We start from the raw sequence: 14,653 nt of genomic DNA on the forward strand, positions 1-14,653 counted from the left end.
CAGCGTGGGTTGTCATGCTGCGCTTATTTTACCAGTTTCTTTTCAACCAGGTCAACCAGGGCCCCCACCTTGTGCATCAGAGCGTCGAACTTCTGGGGGGTCAGGGACTGCTGGCCGTCGCACTTGGCGTGGGCGGGGTCGTTGTGGACCTCAATGATGAGGCCGTCAGCGCCCGCCGCCACGGCGGCCAGGGCCAGGGGCTCCACCATCCAGTACATACCGGCGGCGTGGGAGGGGTCCACGATGATGGGCAGGTGGCTCATCTGCTTGATGGCGGGGATGGCGGACACGTCCAGAGTGTTGCGGGTGTAGGTCTCAAAGGTGCGCACGCCCCGCTCGCACAGGATCACGTTCTCATTGCCGGAGGCCATAATGTACTCGGCAGACATGATCCACTCCTCGTAGGTGTTGGACAGGCCCCGCTTGAGCAGGATGGGCTTGCTCATCTTGCCCACTTCCTTCAGCAGCTCGAAGTTCTGCATGTTGCGGGCGCCCACCTGGACCACATCCACCTCACGCTCGAAGAGCTCGCACATCCGGGGGTCCATGATCTCGGTGACGATGGGCAGACCGGTCTTGGCCCGGGCCTCCACCAGCAGATCCAGACCGGCGGTGCCCATGCCCTGGAAGGAGTAGGGGGAGGTACGGGGCTTGAAGGCGCCGCCCCGCAGCATGGCCGCGCCGGAGCGCTTCACGTCCTCGGCCACGGCGCAGATCTGCGCCTCGCTTTCCACCGAGCAGGGACCGGCGATGACGGAGAAGTAGCCCCCGCCGATCTTGGCATTGCCCACGGTGACCACGGTGTCCTCGGGGTGGAACTTGCGGTTGGCCTTCTTGTAGGGCTCCTGCACACGCATGACTCGCTCCACGTTGGGGTTGATGGAGATCTTGTCCATATCCACAGCGGTGGTGTCGCCCACCAGGCCCAGAATGGTGCAGCCCACGCCGTTGGTGATGCCAACCTCCAGGCCCTGTTCCTTCAGCTTGCCGACCAGCTGGTCAATATCCGCCTGGCGGGTACCGGGCTTCATAACAACTACCATGATGCTCGCTTCCTTTCAAAATACAAAATGGGCGCCCATTGATGAAATCAATGAGCGCCCTGTCATACATACAAGGTGTGATCCGGCCCTATAAGGCCCACCCATTCACTCCATCCTCTTATTTTCCCATGCCAAAAAAGCCGGTGCCCATAAATCGAGCCCAGCCATAGGAAAACAGGAAGGATGCAGTTGTGAGGGAACGTTTGGACATACTTGCGCGCCTCACTTTTCCAGGTTGCAGTCATTATAACCCCTCCCGCCCCGGATTGCAACCGCAATTGTGTACAAATGCGCCTCTTTCTTCCTCTTCCGCCCTGCAAGTTTCCCATAACAGAATGCCCTGGCGGGATCGGTTCCCGCCGGGGCACTGTGCTCAGATGTGGATATGTCCGTTCTGGGACTCTCCCTCCGGCATGTGGCGCAGCAGCTGCCGCAGGCACAGGGCGAAGAGCACCGAGCTAATGGACCAGGTCAAGGGGTAGGCCCAGTACACCACCCGGATGTCCGGGATGATGCTGACCGTGATGGTGATGTAGGTGATGCGCAGGGCACACCAAACCGCCAGCATAATGGCCATGGGCACGATGGGTCGTCCCATGCCTCGCAGGATACCGGCGCAGCAGTGGGAGAAAGCCAGCAGGCAGTAGAACAGGGACACGGTGCGGGCGTAGGCGGTACCAAAGGCCACCACCTCCGGTTCGCTGTTGAAGGCGGCCACCAGCAGCGGGGAGGCCAGGAAGATAATCGCTCCGATGAGTTCCGCCAGCAGGGGGCTGCACAGCAGGCCAAATTTCATACCCGCCCGCACCCGGTCAAACTTCCGGGCGCCTACGTTCTGGCTCACAAAGGTGGACAGAGCCAGGGCGAAGCAGGTCACCGGCAGGAAGGCGAAGCCCTCAATGCGGCTGTAAGCGCCGCAGCCCGCCATAGCCGCCGACTCAAAGGCGTTGATGTTGGCCTGGACGATGACGTTGGCCAGGGAGACCACCGAGCTCTGCACGCCGGAGGGGATACCCAGGGTAATGATCCGCTTGAAGGTGGGGCCCTCAAAGCGCACCCGCCGCCAGTTCACCCGGTAGCCCTCCTTGGTGAGGGTCAGCTTGCGGAAGGCCAGGAAGGCGGCCAGGCACTGGCTGAGGATGGTGGCCAGGGCGGCGCTGCCCACTCCCATGTGGAGCACCGCCACGAAGAGCAGGTCCAGCACCACATTGGTGAGGGAGGCGGCGATGAGGTACTTCATGGGACTGCGGCTGTCACCCACCGACTGGAGGATACTGGCCCCCATGTTGTAGAGCACCACGGCGGAGGAACCGCAGAAGTAGATCCGGAAGTAGAGGATGGAATTCTCAATCACGTCGGCGGGGGTGCCGATCCACTTCAGGATCTGGGGCGTCAAGATCACGCCCACCGCCGTCAAGATCACACCTGCTGTCAGGCCCAGGGCCACGGTGGTGTGGACGGCCCGTTCCATGTTGTCGTCGTCCTCCGCCCCGTAGTACCGGGCGATGAGTACGCCCGCGCCCAGTGACACGCCGTTGATAAAGCCCACCATCAGCAAAATCATGCTACTGGAGGAGCTGACCGCCGCCAGAGCGGCTCGGCCGATGAAGTTGCCCACGATGAGGGAGTCCACAGCATTGTACATCTGCTGGAACAGGTTGCTCAAAAAGATGGGCAGGGCAAAGGCCAGCATCTTTTTTGGGACGCTGCCCTCCGTCAGTCGATTCTGCTCATTGCGATTCATTGGGTTCCATCTCCGCTCTCTGTGATATTCCTTTATTATTAGCCTGCGGAGCGGAAAAGTCAAGGCGGCCAGTCACCCTTCCCGGCAGACGGAATAGGATGGAGCAGTCACTGGGAACGGAGGGCACGCGCCATGAGACATGAATTGAACCTGTGGGTGGCGGGAGGCGACCTGCGGCAGGCCAAACTGGCGGAGCTGCTGGCAGCCGACGGCCACACGGTACATACCTGGGCCCTGGAGGGCCACGGCCCTCTGGCCGGGGTCCATATGGAAGAGGACCCGGCCGGCGCGGAGCTGGCCGACTGTGTGATCCTGCCCCTGCCGGCGGAGGAGGAGGGCGGACTGCTTCATACCCCCCTGTCCGACCGCCCCCGGCCGCTGGCGGAGCTGTTGGCCCCCCTGCGGCCCGGCCAGCTGGTGTGCGCTGGGATGGTAGGTCCCACTCTCACCGCCCTGGCGGCGGAGCGGGGCCTGGTCCTGCAAGACTACTTTGCCCGGGAGGAGCTGGCGGTGGCCAATGCCGTGCCCACCGCCGAAGGGGCCATCCAGATCGCCCTGGAGGAGCTGCCCATCACCCTCCACGGGGCCCGGGTGCTGGTCATCGGCTTCGGCCGCATCGGCAAGGCCCTGGCCCGGCGGCTGGCCGGTCTGGGGGCCAAAGTGAGCGTGGCCGCCCGCAAGTGGTCCGACCTGGCCTGGGCGGAGAGCTGCGGCTACTGCGGCGAGCAGACCGAGCACCTGGCGGGCTGGCTGTGCGGCTATGACCTGGTGGTCAACACCGTCCCCGCTCCGGTGCTGGGCCTCACCGAGCTGAGTGACCTGAAGCCGGGCTGTCTGGTCATCGACCTGGCCTCCAAGCCAGGGGGGGCTGGTGTGGCAAAGCTCAGGGCAGTCTTTCCCGCAGTTCCCGTACCGTCTGCGCCGGATGGGGGCAGGTCATGAGGCCGCTCATCAGGCAGGCCCCCGCCGCTCCAGTCCGGGCCACATCGGCCAGATTGTCCGGCCCGATCCCCCCGATGGCGTACACCGGGATGTCCACCGCACTGCACACCGCCCGCAGAAAGTCCAGACCCCGGCCGGGCAGGCCCTTTTTGCAATCCGTTGCAAAGACGTGCCCGGCGGTGACATAGTCCGCCCCCAGAGCCTGAGCCCGGATGGCCTCCTCAGGAGCGTGGATGGACACCCCCAGCAGCTTCACCTGCGCCCGCAGGGCGGGATAGGCCTCCAGCTCCCCCAGGGACAGGTGGAGTCGGGACACCCCCAGCCTTTGGCACACCTGGGGAAAGTGGTGGAGCACCACCTTGTCTCCCCCGGCGTCCAGCACCTGCCGGGCCAGGGCCTCATATTCCGCCTCGCTCAGGTCCTTTTCCCGCAAAATGATCCGGCTGATGCCGCCCCGGCACAGCTCGCCCACCCGTCGGGGCAGGTCGTCGGCACACAGCCCCCGGTGGGTGACGCACACCAGATCAAACATAGACATAGTCGTTCATCACCGGCTGAAGGCCCTGGTCCCGGATGGCCTGAGCCACCTGGTCCACATTGCGGCCGTCGGCAATCTCAAACTGGTCGTCGCCCTCCTCCTCTCCGGTGTGGCCGCCGATGCCGGTGGACACGCCGGCGGAGATCTTGGTGGCGGCAATGTCGATAACCCGATCCCGGAAGCCCGCTCGCTCCCGGGTGGAGATGGTCATGCCGGCAAAGGGCATGAAGAGCCGGTAGGCGCACATGACCTGGAGCAGCTGCCGCTCGTGGACGTCCTTGGGGTTGATCTTGTCGTTGTTGACGATGGGCCGCAGCCGGGGGCAGGAGAAGGAGATCTCAGCGTGGGGGTACTTGCGCTGGAGAAGCCAGGCGTGCATGCCGGTAGCAAAAGCGTCCTTGCGGAAGTCATCCAGACCCAGCAGGGCGGCAAAGGCCACCCTCCGCATGCCGCCCATGAGAGCCCGCTCCTGGGCCTCCACCCGGTAGGGAAAGATGCGCTTGTGGCCCGACAGGTGGAGCTGCTCATACCGGGTATCGTCGTAGGTCTCCTGGAATACGGTGACGTAGTCCACCCCGCACTGGTGGAGGTAGGCGTACTCATCCACGTTCATGGGGTAGACCTCGATGCCCACCATCTTGAAGTATTTCCGGGCGATCTTACAGGCCTCGCCGATGTACTGTACATCGCTCATCTTGCGGCTCTCGCCGGTGAGGATGAGGATCTCCTCCAGGCCGGTCTTGGCGATGGCAGCCATCTCCGCCTCGATACCCGCCATGTCCAGCTTGGCCCGGCGGATCTTGTTGTGGCAGTTGAAGCCGCAGTAGATGCAGTAGTTCTCACAGTAGTTGGAGATGTAGATGGGGGTGAAGAGGTACACGTTGTCGCCGAAGTAGCGCCGCTTCTCCATCCGGGCCTTCTGAGCCATCTCCTCCAGGAAGGGCTCGGCTGCCGGGGAGAGCAGGGCGGCAAAGTGCTCCGGGGTACGCACATCGGCATCCAGAGCAGCTCGCACGTCCTGAGCGGTGTAGGCAGTCTCGTCATAGCCCGCCCGTGCCGCAACCACCTGCTGGCGCACGGAGGGATCGATCTGTTCCATACCGGGGAGATAGGTCATGTGGTCGATCTTGTCCTTGACCTCTACCACGGTGATGCCTTCCATAGGCTGATCCATGCTCAAACCCTCCTTTCAGTCCGCCAGAAATCCGGTGAGGGGGGAGGAAGCCGCCGCCCCGTGGTCCAGTACCCGGCCCAGACCGGCCAGATAGGCCGCCCGGCCCGCCTCAATGGCGGACTTGAAAGCACCGGCCATGGCCGCGATGTCTCCGGCGGTGGCGATGGCGGTATTGGCCATCACGGCAGCAGCGCCCATCTCCATGGCCTCGCAGGCCTGGGAGGGTCGGCCGATGCCGGCATCTACGATGACGGGCAGGCTGATCTCATCAATGAGAATGCGGATAAATTCCTTCGTAGCCAGGCCCTTGTTGGAGCCGATGGGGGCGCCCAGAGGCATGACGCAGGCAGCGCCGGCGTTCACCAGGTCCCGGGCCACGTTCAGATCGGGATACATGTAGGGCATGACTACGAAGCCCTCCTTGGCCAGGATCTCAGTGGCCTTGATGGTCTCGTAGTTGTCGGGCAGCAGGTACTTGCTGTCCCGCATGATCTCGATCTTCACAAAGTCGCCGCAGCCGCAGGCCCGGGCCAGCCGGGCGATGCGCACCGCCTCATCGGCGTTGCGGGCGCCGGAGGTGTTGGGCAGCAGAGTGACCCCCTCCGGGATGTGGTCCAGGATGCTGTCGGTGTCCGAGTTGGCCCGGCGGAGGGCCAGGGTGATGATCTGGGCCCCGGCGTGCTCCACCGCCGCCCGGATCAGGTCCAGAGAGTATTTGCCCGAGCCCAGGATGAATCGGGAAGTAAAGGCGTGTCCGCCCAGAATCAGTTCGTCTGCCATTGTTCTTCGTTCCTTTCTGTTCTGTGTTACGGCTCTGTCTGTCCCAGCAGCAGCCGCATGACCATGGTGGCCTGATGTGCCGCGCACACCGCCACCCGGGGGGCCATCAGCCCCTGGCCCTGTTCAATGTCGCTCTCTCCGTCGCCGCAGAGGTAGAAGCGTCCCATGGCCTTCCGGGTGCGGATGGTGTTGGCCGAGCCGCTTCCCGCCATACCGGAGCCCGCCACCAGCAGGGTGTCCGGAAGGCCGGTGAGGATAGCCTGGGTCAGCATGGCCTTCTGGTCTGCCTGGTCAAAGGCCTCGCACACCACCTGGCATCCCTGAAACAGGGTACAGGCGTTGTCCGCCGTTACCTTGCAGGTGTGGACCTCGTAGTCCAGCCATGGGTTGATCTGCCGCAGCTGCTCCGCCAGGGCCTCGGTCTTATGCCGTCCCAGGTGGTGGATGAAATAGTGCTGCCGGTTCAGGTTGGTCACATCCACCTGGTCAAAGTCGGCCAGCACCAGCCGCCCCACCCCCAGCCGGGCCAGGTGGACGGCGATGTGGGAGCCCAGGCCCCCCAGGCCCGCGACCCCCACCGAGGCGGCGGCAAATTTCTTCTGGTTCTCCGCCCCGTGGCGGGCGATGAGGGCCTGTTCCAGCGTCTCCCGGTCCATGGTTATCCACCTCCCACGAACCGGACCACCTCCAGTTTATCCCCATCGGACAGGGCAGTTGTGGAAAACTCCTCCCGTTTCAGGATGGCGCCGTTGTGCTCCACCGCCACCTGGGCGGCCTTCCAGCCCTGCTTGTCCAGCAGGTCCTGCACGGTGCTCAGCCCGGTCTGGTCCATGGTCTGTCCATTGACTTGCAGCATGCTTTCCCTCCTTTTGCGCAACAAAAAAAGGCATCACGAAGAACTACACCCGCGGTGGTGTACCCCTTCGTGATGCCTTTTTGGCTTCACTCTGAGCAATACGATAGCACCCGACCTTTCCCTTGTCAAGGCATAATTTCCCGCCGCCGCCGTAAATCTGGTGGAGAAAGGAGGGTGTGTATGCAGGAACCTATGGACGTGATCTGTACCTTTCCCCAGGAGGGTCCCACCCTGGAGGATGTGCTGGCTACCTTGCTGTCCGGGCCCAAAACGGAGGAGCCGCCGTGGGCGGGGCGCGGGTAGGGCTCTACCTCCGCCTCTCCCGGGAGGACGAGGGGGCGGGGGAGTCCATGAGCATCGAAAATCAGCGGGCCTATCTGCTGGACTACGCCGCCGGGCGGGGCTGGACGGTGGAACAGATCTACCAGGACGACGGCTGGACGGGCACCAACTTCCGCCGCCCCGGCTTTCAGGCCCTGCTGGCCGACATTGAGGCGGGGCGCATCGACCTGGTGCTCACCAAGGACCTGTCCCGGCTGGGTCGGGACCAGGCGGGGACGGTATACTACTACCAGTGCTACTTCCCCGCCCACGGGGTGCGCTATGTGGCCGCCGCCGAGGGCTTTGACACCGCCGCCGGGCAGAGTGCCATCGCCCTGCCCTTTCTGGCGGCCGCCAACGACTTCTACACCGCCGACATCTCCCGCAAGGTGCGGGCCGCCCTGGACACCCGGCGGAAGGGCGGGCTGTTCATCGGCGCCGCCCCGCCTCTGGGCTATCGCAAGGACTCGGACCGCAAGGGTCATCTCCTCCCCGATCCCAATACCGCCTGGGTGGCCCAGGCCGTCTTTTCCACCTACCTGGCCCGCACCTCGGTGCGGGGGACCGCCCGGGCCCTGACGGAGTCGGGGGTACCCACTCCCGCCCAGTGCAAGGGCGGGCCGCCGGGGGTATGGAGTGATACCATGGTGCGCCGGGTGCTCACCAACCCCACCTACGCCGGTCACCTGACCCAGAACCGCTCGGAGAAGGCGGGCTACAAGGTGGACCGCCGCCGCTACCACAGGCCGGAAGACTGGACCGTGGTGCCCAACACCCACCAGCCCCTAGTGTCCCAGGCCGACTTCGACCGGGTGCAGGCCCTGCTGACGGTGCGGAGCTACACCCCCAGGGGCGGCCCGCCCCACCGGCTCACCGGACTGGCCTTCTGCGGGGACTGCCACTCCCCCATGGCCTATGTGAAGGAGGGAAAGCGGCTTTATCTGCTCTGCCGCCGCTCCCGCACCAACGGCGGCTGCACCTCCCACCGGATGGCCGAGGACAAGATCCTCTCCGCCCTCAAAAAGGAGCTGGACCGGCTCACCGCCGGGGTGGTTCTCCCTGCTTCTGTTCCCGTCCAAGAGGATGCCAAAACCCGCCGGGCCCTGGAGGGGGAGCTGCGGCTGCTCCGTCAGGCGGGGGCCGCGCTCTACCGGGACCGGGCGGCGGGGGTGCTGGAACCGGAGGAGTTTCCCGCCCTGCTGGAGGCCCATCGGGCCGCCGTCCGGCAGGTGGAGGGGCGGCTGGCTACCCTGACCCCTCCCGCCGCTCCGCCCCCTTCCCTGCCCGACCTGCTGTCCCGCCCAGCTCTGCTGGCTCTGGTGGAACGAATCGAAATCGGGGCAGGCGGCTCACTCACCCTCTCCTTCCGCTTCCAGGACCCGCACCTTTGCCACACCAGCCGGGGTGGACTTTGAGGCGGCAGCCCGGCTGGGGGTCAAGGTCATCTGGGCTCTGTCCCTGCCCGGCAAGGTGGCGCCGGTGACGGCGGGCCGGTGCATCCAGACCACCATTTATAACATATTGCGGGAAATGGGAGTGTGAGCATGGAACAAGTGAAGGTTGGATTCGCCTTTTGCGGATCCTTTTGTACATTGAGCATGGCTATGACCGCCCTGGAGCGGGTGAAAGCCCGGTTTGGGGACGTGACCCCCATCGTGTCGGAGGCTGCCGCTGCCAACGACACCCGGTTCGGCCCGGCCCATGAGTTCATGCGGGAGATGGAGCGCATCTGCGACAAGCGGGTGATCGACTCTCTGGTGAAGGCGGAGCCCATCGGCCCCAAAAAGCTGCTGGATGTGCTGGTGATCTGTCCCTGCACCGGCAACACCCTGGCAAAGCTGGCAAACGGCATCACCGACTCCACCGTTACCCTGGCGGCCAAGGCCCACCTGCGCAACGGCCGGCCCCTGGTGCTCTGCCCCGCCACCAACGACGCTCTGGCCGCCTCAGCCAAAAACATCGGGGCCCTGCTGGACAAGAAGCACGTCTATTTCGTCCCCTTCCGGCAGGACGATCCCCAGGGCAAGCCCACCTCCCTGGTGGCCGACTTCTCCCTGGTGCCCGACGCCATTGCCGCCGCCCTGGAGGGCCGCCAGCTCCAACCTCTGCTGCTGGGCAGCCCCGCCTGAGGGCAAAAAAAGCCTGCCGCGATGCGGCAGGCTTTTTTCATAGGATGTACTTAGGCTTCCAGCTTGGCACGGATGGCCTTCAGGAAATCCAGGGAGTTGACGCCCTGGGCGGGAGTCTCGCCCTCCCACAGGCCAACCAGGTCCTTGGTCATGACGCCGCCCTCGATGGTGTCGATGGTGGCCTTCTCCAGCTTGTCGGCAAAGGCCATCAGGTCGGCGTTGCCGTCCAGCTCGCCGCGCTTGCGCAGGGCACCAGACCAGGCAAAGAGGGTGGCCACCGGGTTGGTGGAGGTCTCCTCCCCCTTCAGGTACTTGTAGTAGTGGCGGGTGACGGTGCCGTGGGCGGCCTCGTACTCGTACTTGCCGTCGGGGCTGACCAACACGGAGGTCATCATGGCCAGGGAGCCGAAGGCGGTGGACACCATGTCGCTCATCACGTCGCCGTCGTAGTTCTTGCAGGCCCAGATAAAGCCGCCCTGAGAGCGGACCACACGGGCCACGGCGTCGTCGATGAGGGTGTAGAAGTACTCGATGCCCAGCTCATCGAACTTGGCCTTGTACTGCTCGTCAAAGATCTCCTGGAAGATATCCTTAAAGGTATGGTCGTACTTCTTGGAGATGGTATCCTTGGTGGCAAACCACAGGTCCTGCTTGGTGTCGATGGCGTACTGGAAGCAGGCGTGGGCAAAGGAGCGGATGGAGCTGTCCTTGTTGTACTGGCCCTGAAGCACGCCGCCGCACTCGAAGTCATAGATGGTCTGGCGGAACTGCTCCTTGCCGTCCTCGCCGGTGAACACCAGCTCGGCCTTGCCGGGACCGGGCACCCGGTACTCGGTGGACTTATACACGTCGCCGTAGGCGTGACGGGCGATGGTGATGGGGCGTTTCCAGGTCTTCACCACCGGGGAAATGCCCTTGACCATGATGGGGGCACGGAACACGGTGCCGTCCAGGATGGCACGGATGGTGCCGTTGGGGGACTTCCACATCTGGGAGAGCTTGTACTCCTCCACACGCTGGGCGTTGGGGGTGATGGTGGCGCACTTGACTGCCACGCCATACTTCTTGGTGGCCTCGGCGGAGTCCACGGTCACCTGATCCCCGGTCTCCTCCCGATGGGGCAGGCCCAGGTCGTAGTACTCGGTCTTCAGGTCGATGAAGGGCAGGAGCAGCTCGTCCTTGATCTGCTGCCACAGCACCCGGGTCATCTCGTCGCCGTCCATCTCCACCAGGGGGGTGGTCATCTGAATCTTTTCCATGGTCTCCTCCTTGCGTTTTTCTGCAATTTCGGAAAAAATTATACCCCCATTCCGGTGAAAAGGCAAGCGGCACATGGAGGGCCAATCCTGTGGGTTTTGCCCATTGCGGCCCCGCCGCCGGGGGGAGTATACTTTTAAAATCCGCAAAGAAAAAGAGAGTGACCCCCGTGTTTAACAAGCAAGCCCTGAAAAAACTCATCATTCCCCTGATCATTGAGCAGTTCCTGGCCGTCATGGTAGGCATGGCCGACATCATGATGGTCTCCTCCGCCGGTGAGGCCGCCGTGTCCAGCGTGGCCCTGGTGGATCTGATCAACGTGCTCATCATCAACGTCTTTTCCGCCCTGGCCACCGGCGGCGCGGTGGTGTGCGCCCAGTCCATCGGCGCAGAAAACCTGGAGCGGGCCAACCGTTCCGCCAACCAGCTGATGTACATCGTCACCGCCGCCGCCCTCATTATTATGGCCCTGTCCCTGGTTCTGTGCCGTCCCCTGCTGGGGCTGCTCTTCGGCCAGGTGGAACCGGCGGTGATGGAGGGCGCGGTGACCTACTTCATCATCTCCGCCCTGTCCTACCCCTTTATTGCCCTGTACAATGGCTGCGCCGCCCTGCTGCGGGCCATGGGCAACTCCAAGGCCTCCATGTATGTCTCTGCCTGGATGAACGGGCAGAACATCGTAGGCAACGCCATCTTTGTCTTCGTCTTCCACCGTGGGGTGGACGGCGTGGCCCTGTCCTCCCTGTTCTCCCGTATGGTTGCGGCCGGTATCATGCTGGTGCTCCTCCACAGCCATCGCAATCCGGTGCGGGTGTCCGGCCTGCTGAAGTTCCAGTTCGACCCGCCCATGATGGGCCGTATCCTGCGCATCGGCATCCCAAACGGCCTGGAGAACTGCTTCTTCCAGCTGGGCCGGGTGCTGCTGGTCAGCCTAATCTCCACCTTCGGCACCGCCCAGACCGCCGCCAACGCGGTGGCCAACAACATCGACAACTTCGGCGTCATCCCCGGCACCGCCATGGGCCTGGCTCTCATCACCGTGGTGGGCCAATGCGTGGGCGCGGAGGCCTGGGATCAGGTCCGCTTCTACACCGTCAAGCTGGTGAAGATGACCTACCTCTTCACCTGGGTCCTCAACGGAGCCCTGCTGCTGGGTCTGCCCCTGATCCTCAGCCTGTACAGCCTGACCCCCGAGACCCACTGGTACGCCACCGTCCTTATTTTCATCCACAACGGCTGCGCCATGCTGTTCTGGCCCATGGCCTTTACCATGCCCAACGCCCTGCGGGCCACCGGTGACGTGAAGGTACCCATGGTCATCTCCATCTGCTCCATGATCATCGTGCGGCTGGGGTGCAGCTACATTCTGGGCGTCCACTTCGGTCTGGGCGTCATCGGCGTGTGGATCGCCATGGTGGGCGACTGGATCGTGCGTATCATCTGCTTCCTCATCCGGGTCCGGCAGGTATTCCGCAAGCATCCACTCTGAGTCTTACCAAATCCCCAGCACGTGCTGCATGCCCAAGCTGACCGCCGTAATGGCAACCCAGCAGCAGGCACCCATGAGAATGGGCTTGCCGCCGGTCTTCACCAGCTTCACCAGGTCCGTATTCAGACCGATGGCCCCCATGGCCATGACGATGAAGAATTTGCTCAGCTCTTTGAAGGGAGCAAATACCCCGCTGTCCACGCCGATAGAGGAACACACCGTGGTGATCACCGAGGCCAGCACGAAGAACAGAATGAAGAAGGGGAAAATTTTTCGGAGATTGAAGTCGCCCTCCTTCTCCCCGCCGGCCCGCTTGGCCCGGACCACACGGAAGAAGGCCAGCGCCAGCGTAATGGGAATGATGGCCAGGGTGCGGGTGAGCTTGACAATGGTGGCGGTATCCAGGGTGTTGGCCCCGGGGTGCATCCCGTCCCATGCGGCGGCGGCAGCCGTCACCGAAGAGGTATCGTTCACCGCCGTACCGGCAAACAGGCCAAAGCCCTCATTGCTCAGGCCAAGCATCTCTCCAAAGGTAGGGAACACCAATGCCGCGGCAATGTTGAACAGGAAAATCACCGAGATGGACTGGGCGATCTCTTCATCATCCGCCCCGATCACCGGTGCGGTGGCGGCGATGGCAGAGCCGCCGCAGATGGAAGAGCCCACACCCACCAGCGTGGAAATGTTGGTGGGGAGCTTCATCACCTTATGTAGCGCGAAGGCCACCACCAGAGAGGTGCCGATGGTGGAAACAATGATGGGCAGGGAGGTCAGACCCACTTCGGCCACCTGGCCCAGGTTCAGGCCAAAGCCCAGCAGTATCACCGCCAACTGCAAAATATACTTCGATGTGTAGGCGATGCCCGCCTGGGTGCTCTTCTTCTCCCGGTAAAACAGGGCGATCACCATACCTGCCAATATGGCAAACACCGGCCCGCCGATCACCGGCACCGCCTTACCCAACAGCCAACAGGGGATGGCCACGGCCAGACACAGCAAGATTCCCTGGATGCGCTCGCTCCATTGCTTCATAACAAATGACTCCTTCCAACATCTGCATCGTTCACATGCAGTATATCTCTCTTTTTCCATCATGTAAACTTATGATATTTTATTTCGCCATAACAAATTTTTATAGTTCACCATATTGCATCGTTGAATAGAGGCTCTTGCCGCAGGCGCACTTTTCTTGTATAATGTGGTGCATCGAAGTCCAGGAAAGAAGGATCATTTTATGCTGCAAACCGTCATTCCCCAGGGGTATGCCCCCTGTCTGAATCTCTACGATACTCAGAAGGCCATCGGCCTGCTCAAGCGCCTCTTTGAGGACACCCTGGGCGGCGCCCTGCACCTGCGCCGTGTGTCCGCCCCCCTGTTCGTGGAGGCCTCCACCGGCCTCAACGACGACCTGAACGGCGTGGAGCGTGCCGTATCCTTTGATATTCCCGATGCCGGCCGGGACGCCCAGGTGGTCCACTCCCTGGCCAAGTGGAAGCGCATGGCCCTGTACCGCTACCAGTTCTCGGTGGGCGAGGGCCTGTACACCGACATGAACGCCATCCGCCGGGATGAGGAGCTGGATAACCTCCACTCGGTCTACGTGGACCAGTGGGACTGGGAAAAGGTCATCGCCCCCCGGGACCGGACCGTGGACTATCTGAAGGCCACCGTCACCACCATCGTCAAGGCCATGGCAGAGACCCAGTCTACCCTGCGCTCCGTCTTCCCCCAGCTCACCGCCCTGCCCCCCCTGGACACCGAGGTGTCCTTTGTCACTACTCAGGAGCTGGAGGACCGCTGGCCCGACCTGTCCCCCAAGGAGCGGGAGGATGCCTGGGTGAAGGAGCATCCCACCACCTTCCTCATGGGCATCGGCGGCGCCCTCAAGTCGGGCAAGCCCCACGACGGCCGCGCCCCCGACTACGACGACTGGAACCTGAACGGCGATATCCTGCTGTGGAACCCGGTGCTGGAGCGGGCCTTTGAGGTGTCCTCCATGGGCATCCGGGTGGACCCCGCCGCCATGGACCGTCAGCTCACCATCGCCGGCTGTGACGACCGCCGAGAGCTGCCCTTCCACAAGATGCTGCTGGAGGGCAAGCTGCCCCTCACCATCGGCGGCGGCATCGGCCAGTCCCGGCTGTGTATGTTGCTGCTGGGCAAGGCCCACATCGGCGAGGTCCAGGCCAGTGTGTGGGACGAGCAGACCATCCAGGCCTGCCAGGATGCGGGTGTTATTTTGCTGTAATTATCTTACAGTTCAGTAAACCACTGTTTTCTTCTGGTTCTCGTCACTTTTTACAGCATTAACCCACGAAATTTCCAGCCTCTTCCCTTCAGGCACCGGTCTATTTGAAACAGACCGGTGCTTTTTTGTCCT

General features: G+C 63.2%; 15 protein-coding genes and 1 pseudogene. 7 read left to right on the top strand and 9 right to left on the bottom strand.

The window, feature by feature from the left end; all coding sequences use genetic code 11:
• Positions 1-23 precede the first annotated feature (23 nt).
• Both aroF and J9789_RS07955 read right to left on the bottom strand, forming a co-directional pair.
• A complete protein-coding gene (aroF, locus tag J9789_RS07950) occupies positions 24-1,043 on the bottom strand; it encodes a 3-deoxy-7-phosphoheptulonate synthase (protein WP_209344270.1) in 1,020 nt (339 codons plus the stop codon).
• 373 nt (positions 1,044-1,416) lie between these two features.
• Positions 1,417-2,787, bottom strand: coding sequence for an MATE family efflux transporter (locus J9789_RS07955; protein ID WP_209344272.1), 1,371 nt, complete (start codon positions 2,785-2,787; stop codon positions 1,417-1,419).
• A 132-nt stretch (positions 2,788-2,919) separates the two neighbouring features.
• On the opposite strand from J9789_RS07955, the gene J9789_RS07960 reads away from it, so the two are divergent.
• Complete coding sequence (locus tag J9789_RS07960; RefSeq protein ID WP_209344274.1) at positions 2,920-3,729, top strand: dipicolinate synthase subunit DpsA; 810 nt, start codon at positions 2,920-2,922, stop codon at positions 3,727-3,729.
• Here the strand turns inward: J9789_RS07960 and J9789_RS07965 are convergent.
• From J9789_RS07965 to thiS, 5 genes are read right to left on the bottom strand one after another with little or no spacing between them, the layout of a single operon-like run.
• Entirely contained in the window at positions 3,671-4,267 is a 597-nt protein-coding gene (locus J9789_RS07965; RefSeq protein ID WP_245185147.1) for a thiamine phosphate synthase, read from the bottom strand. The genes J9789_RS07960 and J9789_RS07965 overlap by 59 nt on opposite strands.
• Positions 4,254-5,441, bottom strand: a complete 1,188-nt coding sequence (gene thiH / locus J9789_RS07970) for a 2-iminoacetate synthase ThiH (RefSeq protein ID WP_209344276.1) — start codon at positions 5,439-5,441, stop codon at positions 4,254-4,256. The genes J9789_RS07965 and thiH overlap by 14 nt, the downstream gene beginning before the upstream one ends.
• Before the next feature lie 15 nt (positions 5,442-5,456).
• On the bottom strand, positions 5,457-6,221 hold the full coding sequence (locus J9789_RS07975) for a thiazole synthase (RefSeq protein ID WP_209344279.1): 765 nt from the start codon (positions 6,219-6,221) through the stop codon (positions 5,457-5,459).
• Positions 6,222-6,247: 26 nt separating this feature from the next.
• Positions 6,248-6,877, bottom strand: coding sequence for a sulfur carrier protein ThiS adenylyltransferase ThiF (gene thiF, locus J9789_RS07980; protein ID WP_209344280.1), 630 nt, complete (start codon positions 6,875-6,877; stop codon positions 6,248-6,250).
• 2 nt (positions 6,878-6,879) lie between these two features.
• Positions 6,880-7,077: a sulfur carrier protein ThiS gene (thiS, locus tag J9789_RS07985; RefSeq protein ID WP_209344282.1), complete on the bottom strand. Its 198-nt coding sequence runs from the start codon at positions 7,075-7,077 to the stop codon at positions 6,880-6,882.
• Between the two features lie 180 nt (positions 7,078-7,257).
• On the opposite strand from thiS, the gene J9789_RS17280 reads away from it, so the two are divergent.
• From J9789_RS17280 to J9789_RS08000, 4 genes and pseudogenes are all read left to right on the top strand, one after another.
• Complete coding sequence (locus J9789_RS17280) at positions 7,258-7,380, top strand: hypothetical protein (RefSeq protein WP_280842638.1); 123 nt, start codon at positions 7,258-7,260, stop codon at positions 7,378-7,380.
• Positions 7,362-8,813: a recombinase family protein gene (locus tag J9789_RS17400; RefSeq protein WP_209344284.1), complete on the top strand. Its 1,452-nt coding sequence runs from the start codon at positions 7,362-7,364 to the stop codon at positions 8,811-8,813. The genes J9789_RS17280 and J9789_RS17400 overlap by 19 nt, the downstream gene beginning before the upstream one ends.
• Positions 8,788-8,940 (top strand): annotated as a pseudogene (locus tag J9789_RS07995) (dipicolinate synthase); the annotation flags it as partial. The gene J9789_RS17400 and the pseudogene J9789_RS07995, both read left to right, overlap by 26 nt.
• 2 nt (positions 8,941-8,942) lie before the next feature.
• Positions 8,943-9,527 carry a dipicolinate synthase subunit B gene (locus tag J9789_RS08000; protein WP_209344286.1) on the top strand — a complete coding sequence of 195 codons (585 nt, stop codon included), beginning with the start codon at positions 8,943-8,945 and terminating at the stop codon, positions 9,525-9,527.
• Positions 9,528-9,577: 50 nt separating this feature from the next.
• Here the strand turns inward: J9789_RS08000 and J9789_RS08005 are convergent, their stop codons facing one another.
• On the bottom strand, positions 9,578-10,786 hold the full coding sequence (locus J9789_RS08005) for an NADP-dependent isocitrate dehydrogenase (protein WP_209344288.1): 1,209 nt from the start codon (positions 10,784-10,786) through the stop codon (positions 9,578-9,580).
• 167 nt (positions 10,787-10,953) lie between these two features.
• Between J9789_RS08005 and J9789_RS08010 the strand changes: the two genes are divergently transcribed.
• Positions 10,954-12,273, top strand: coding sequence for an MATE family efflux transporter (locus tag J9789_RS08010; RefSeq protein WP_209344290.1), 1,320 nt, complete (start codon positions 10,954-10,956; stop codon positions 12,271-12,273).
• Between the two features lie 3 nt (positions 12,274-12,276).
• On the opposite strand, the gene J9789_RS08015 is transcribed toward J9789_RS08010, so the two are convergent.
• Positions 12,277-13,305 (bottom strand): YeiH family protein, encoded by a 1,029-nt coding sequence (locus tag J9789_RS08015; protein ID WP_209344292.1) that lies wholly within the window; start codon positions 13,303-13,305, stop codon positions 12,277-12,279.
• A 202-nt stretch (positions 13,306-13,507) separates the two neighbouring features.
• Between J9789_RS08015 and asnA the strand changes: the two genes are divergently transcribed.
• Entirely contained in the window at positions 13,508-14,521 is a 1,014-nt protein-coding gene (gene asnA / locus J9789_RS08020) for an aspartate--ammonia ligase (protein ID WP_209344294.1), read from the top strand.
• The last annotated feature ends 132 nt before the right edge of the window (positions 14,522-14,653 follow it).

Origin of the sequence: Flavonifractor sp. AGMB03687 (assembly GCF_017811815.1) — a bacterium.
GTDB lineage: Bacteria > Bacillota > Clostridia > Oscillospirales > Oscillospiraceae > Flavonifractor.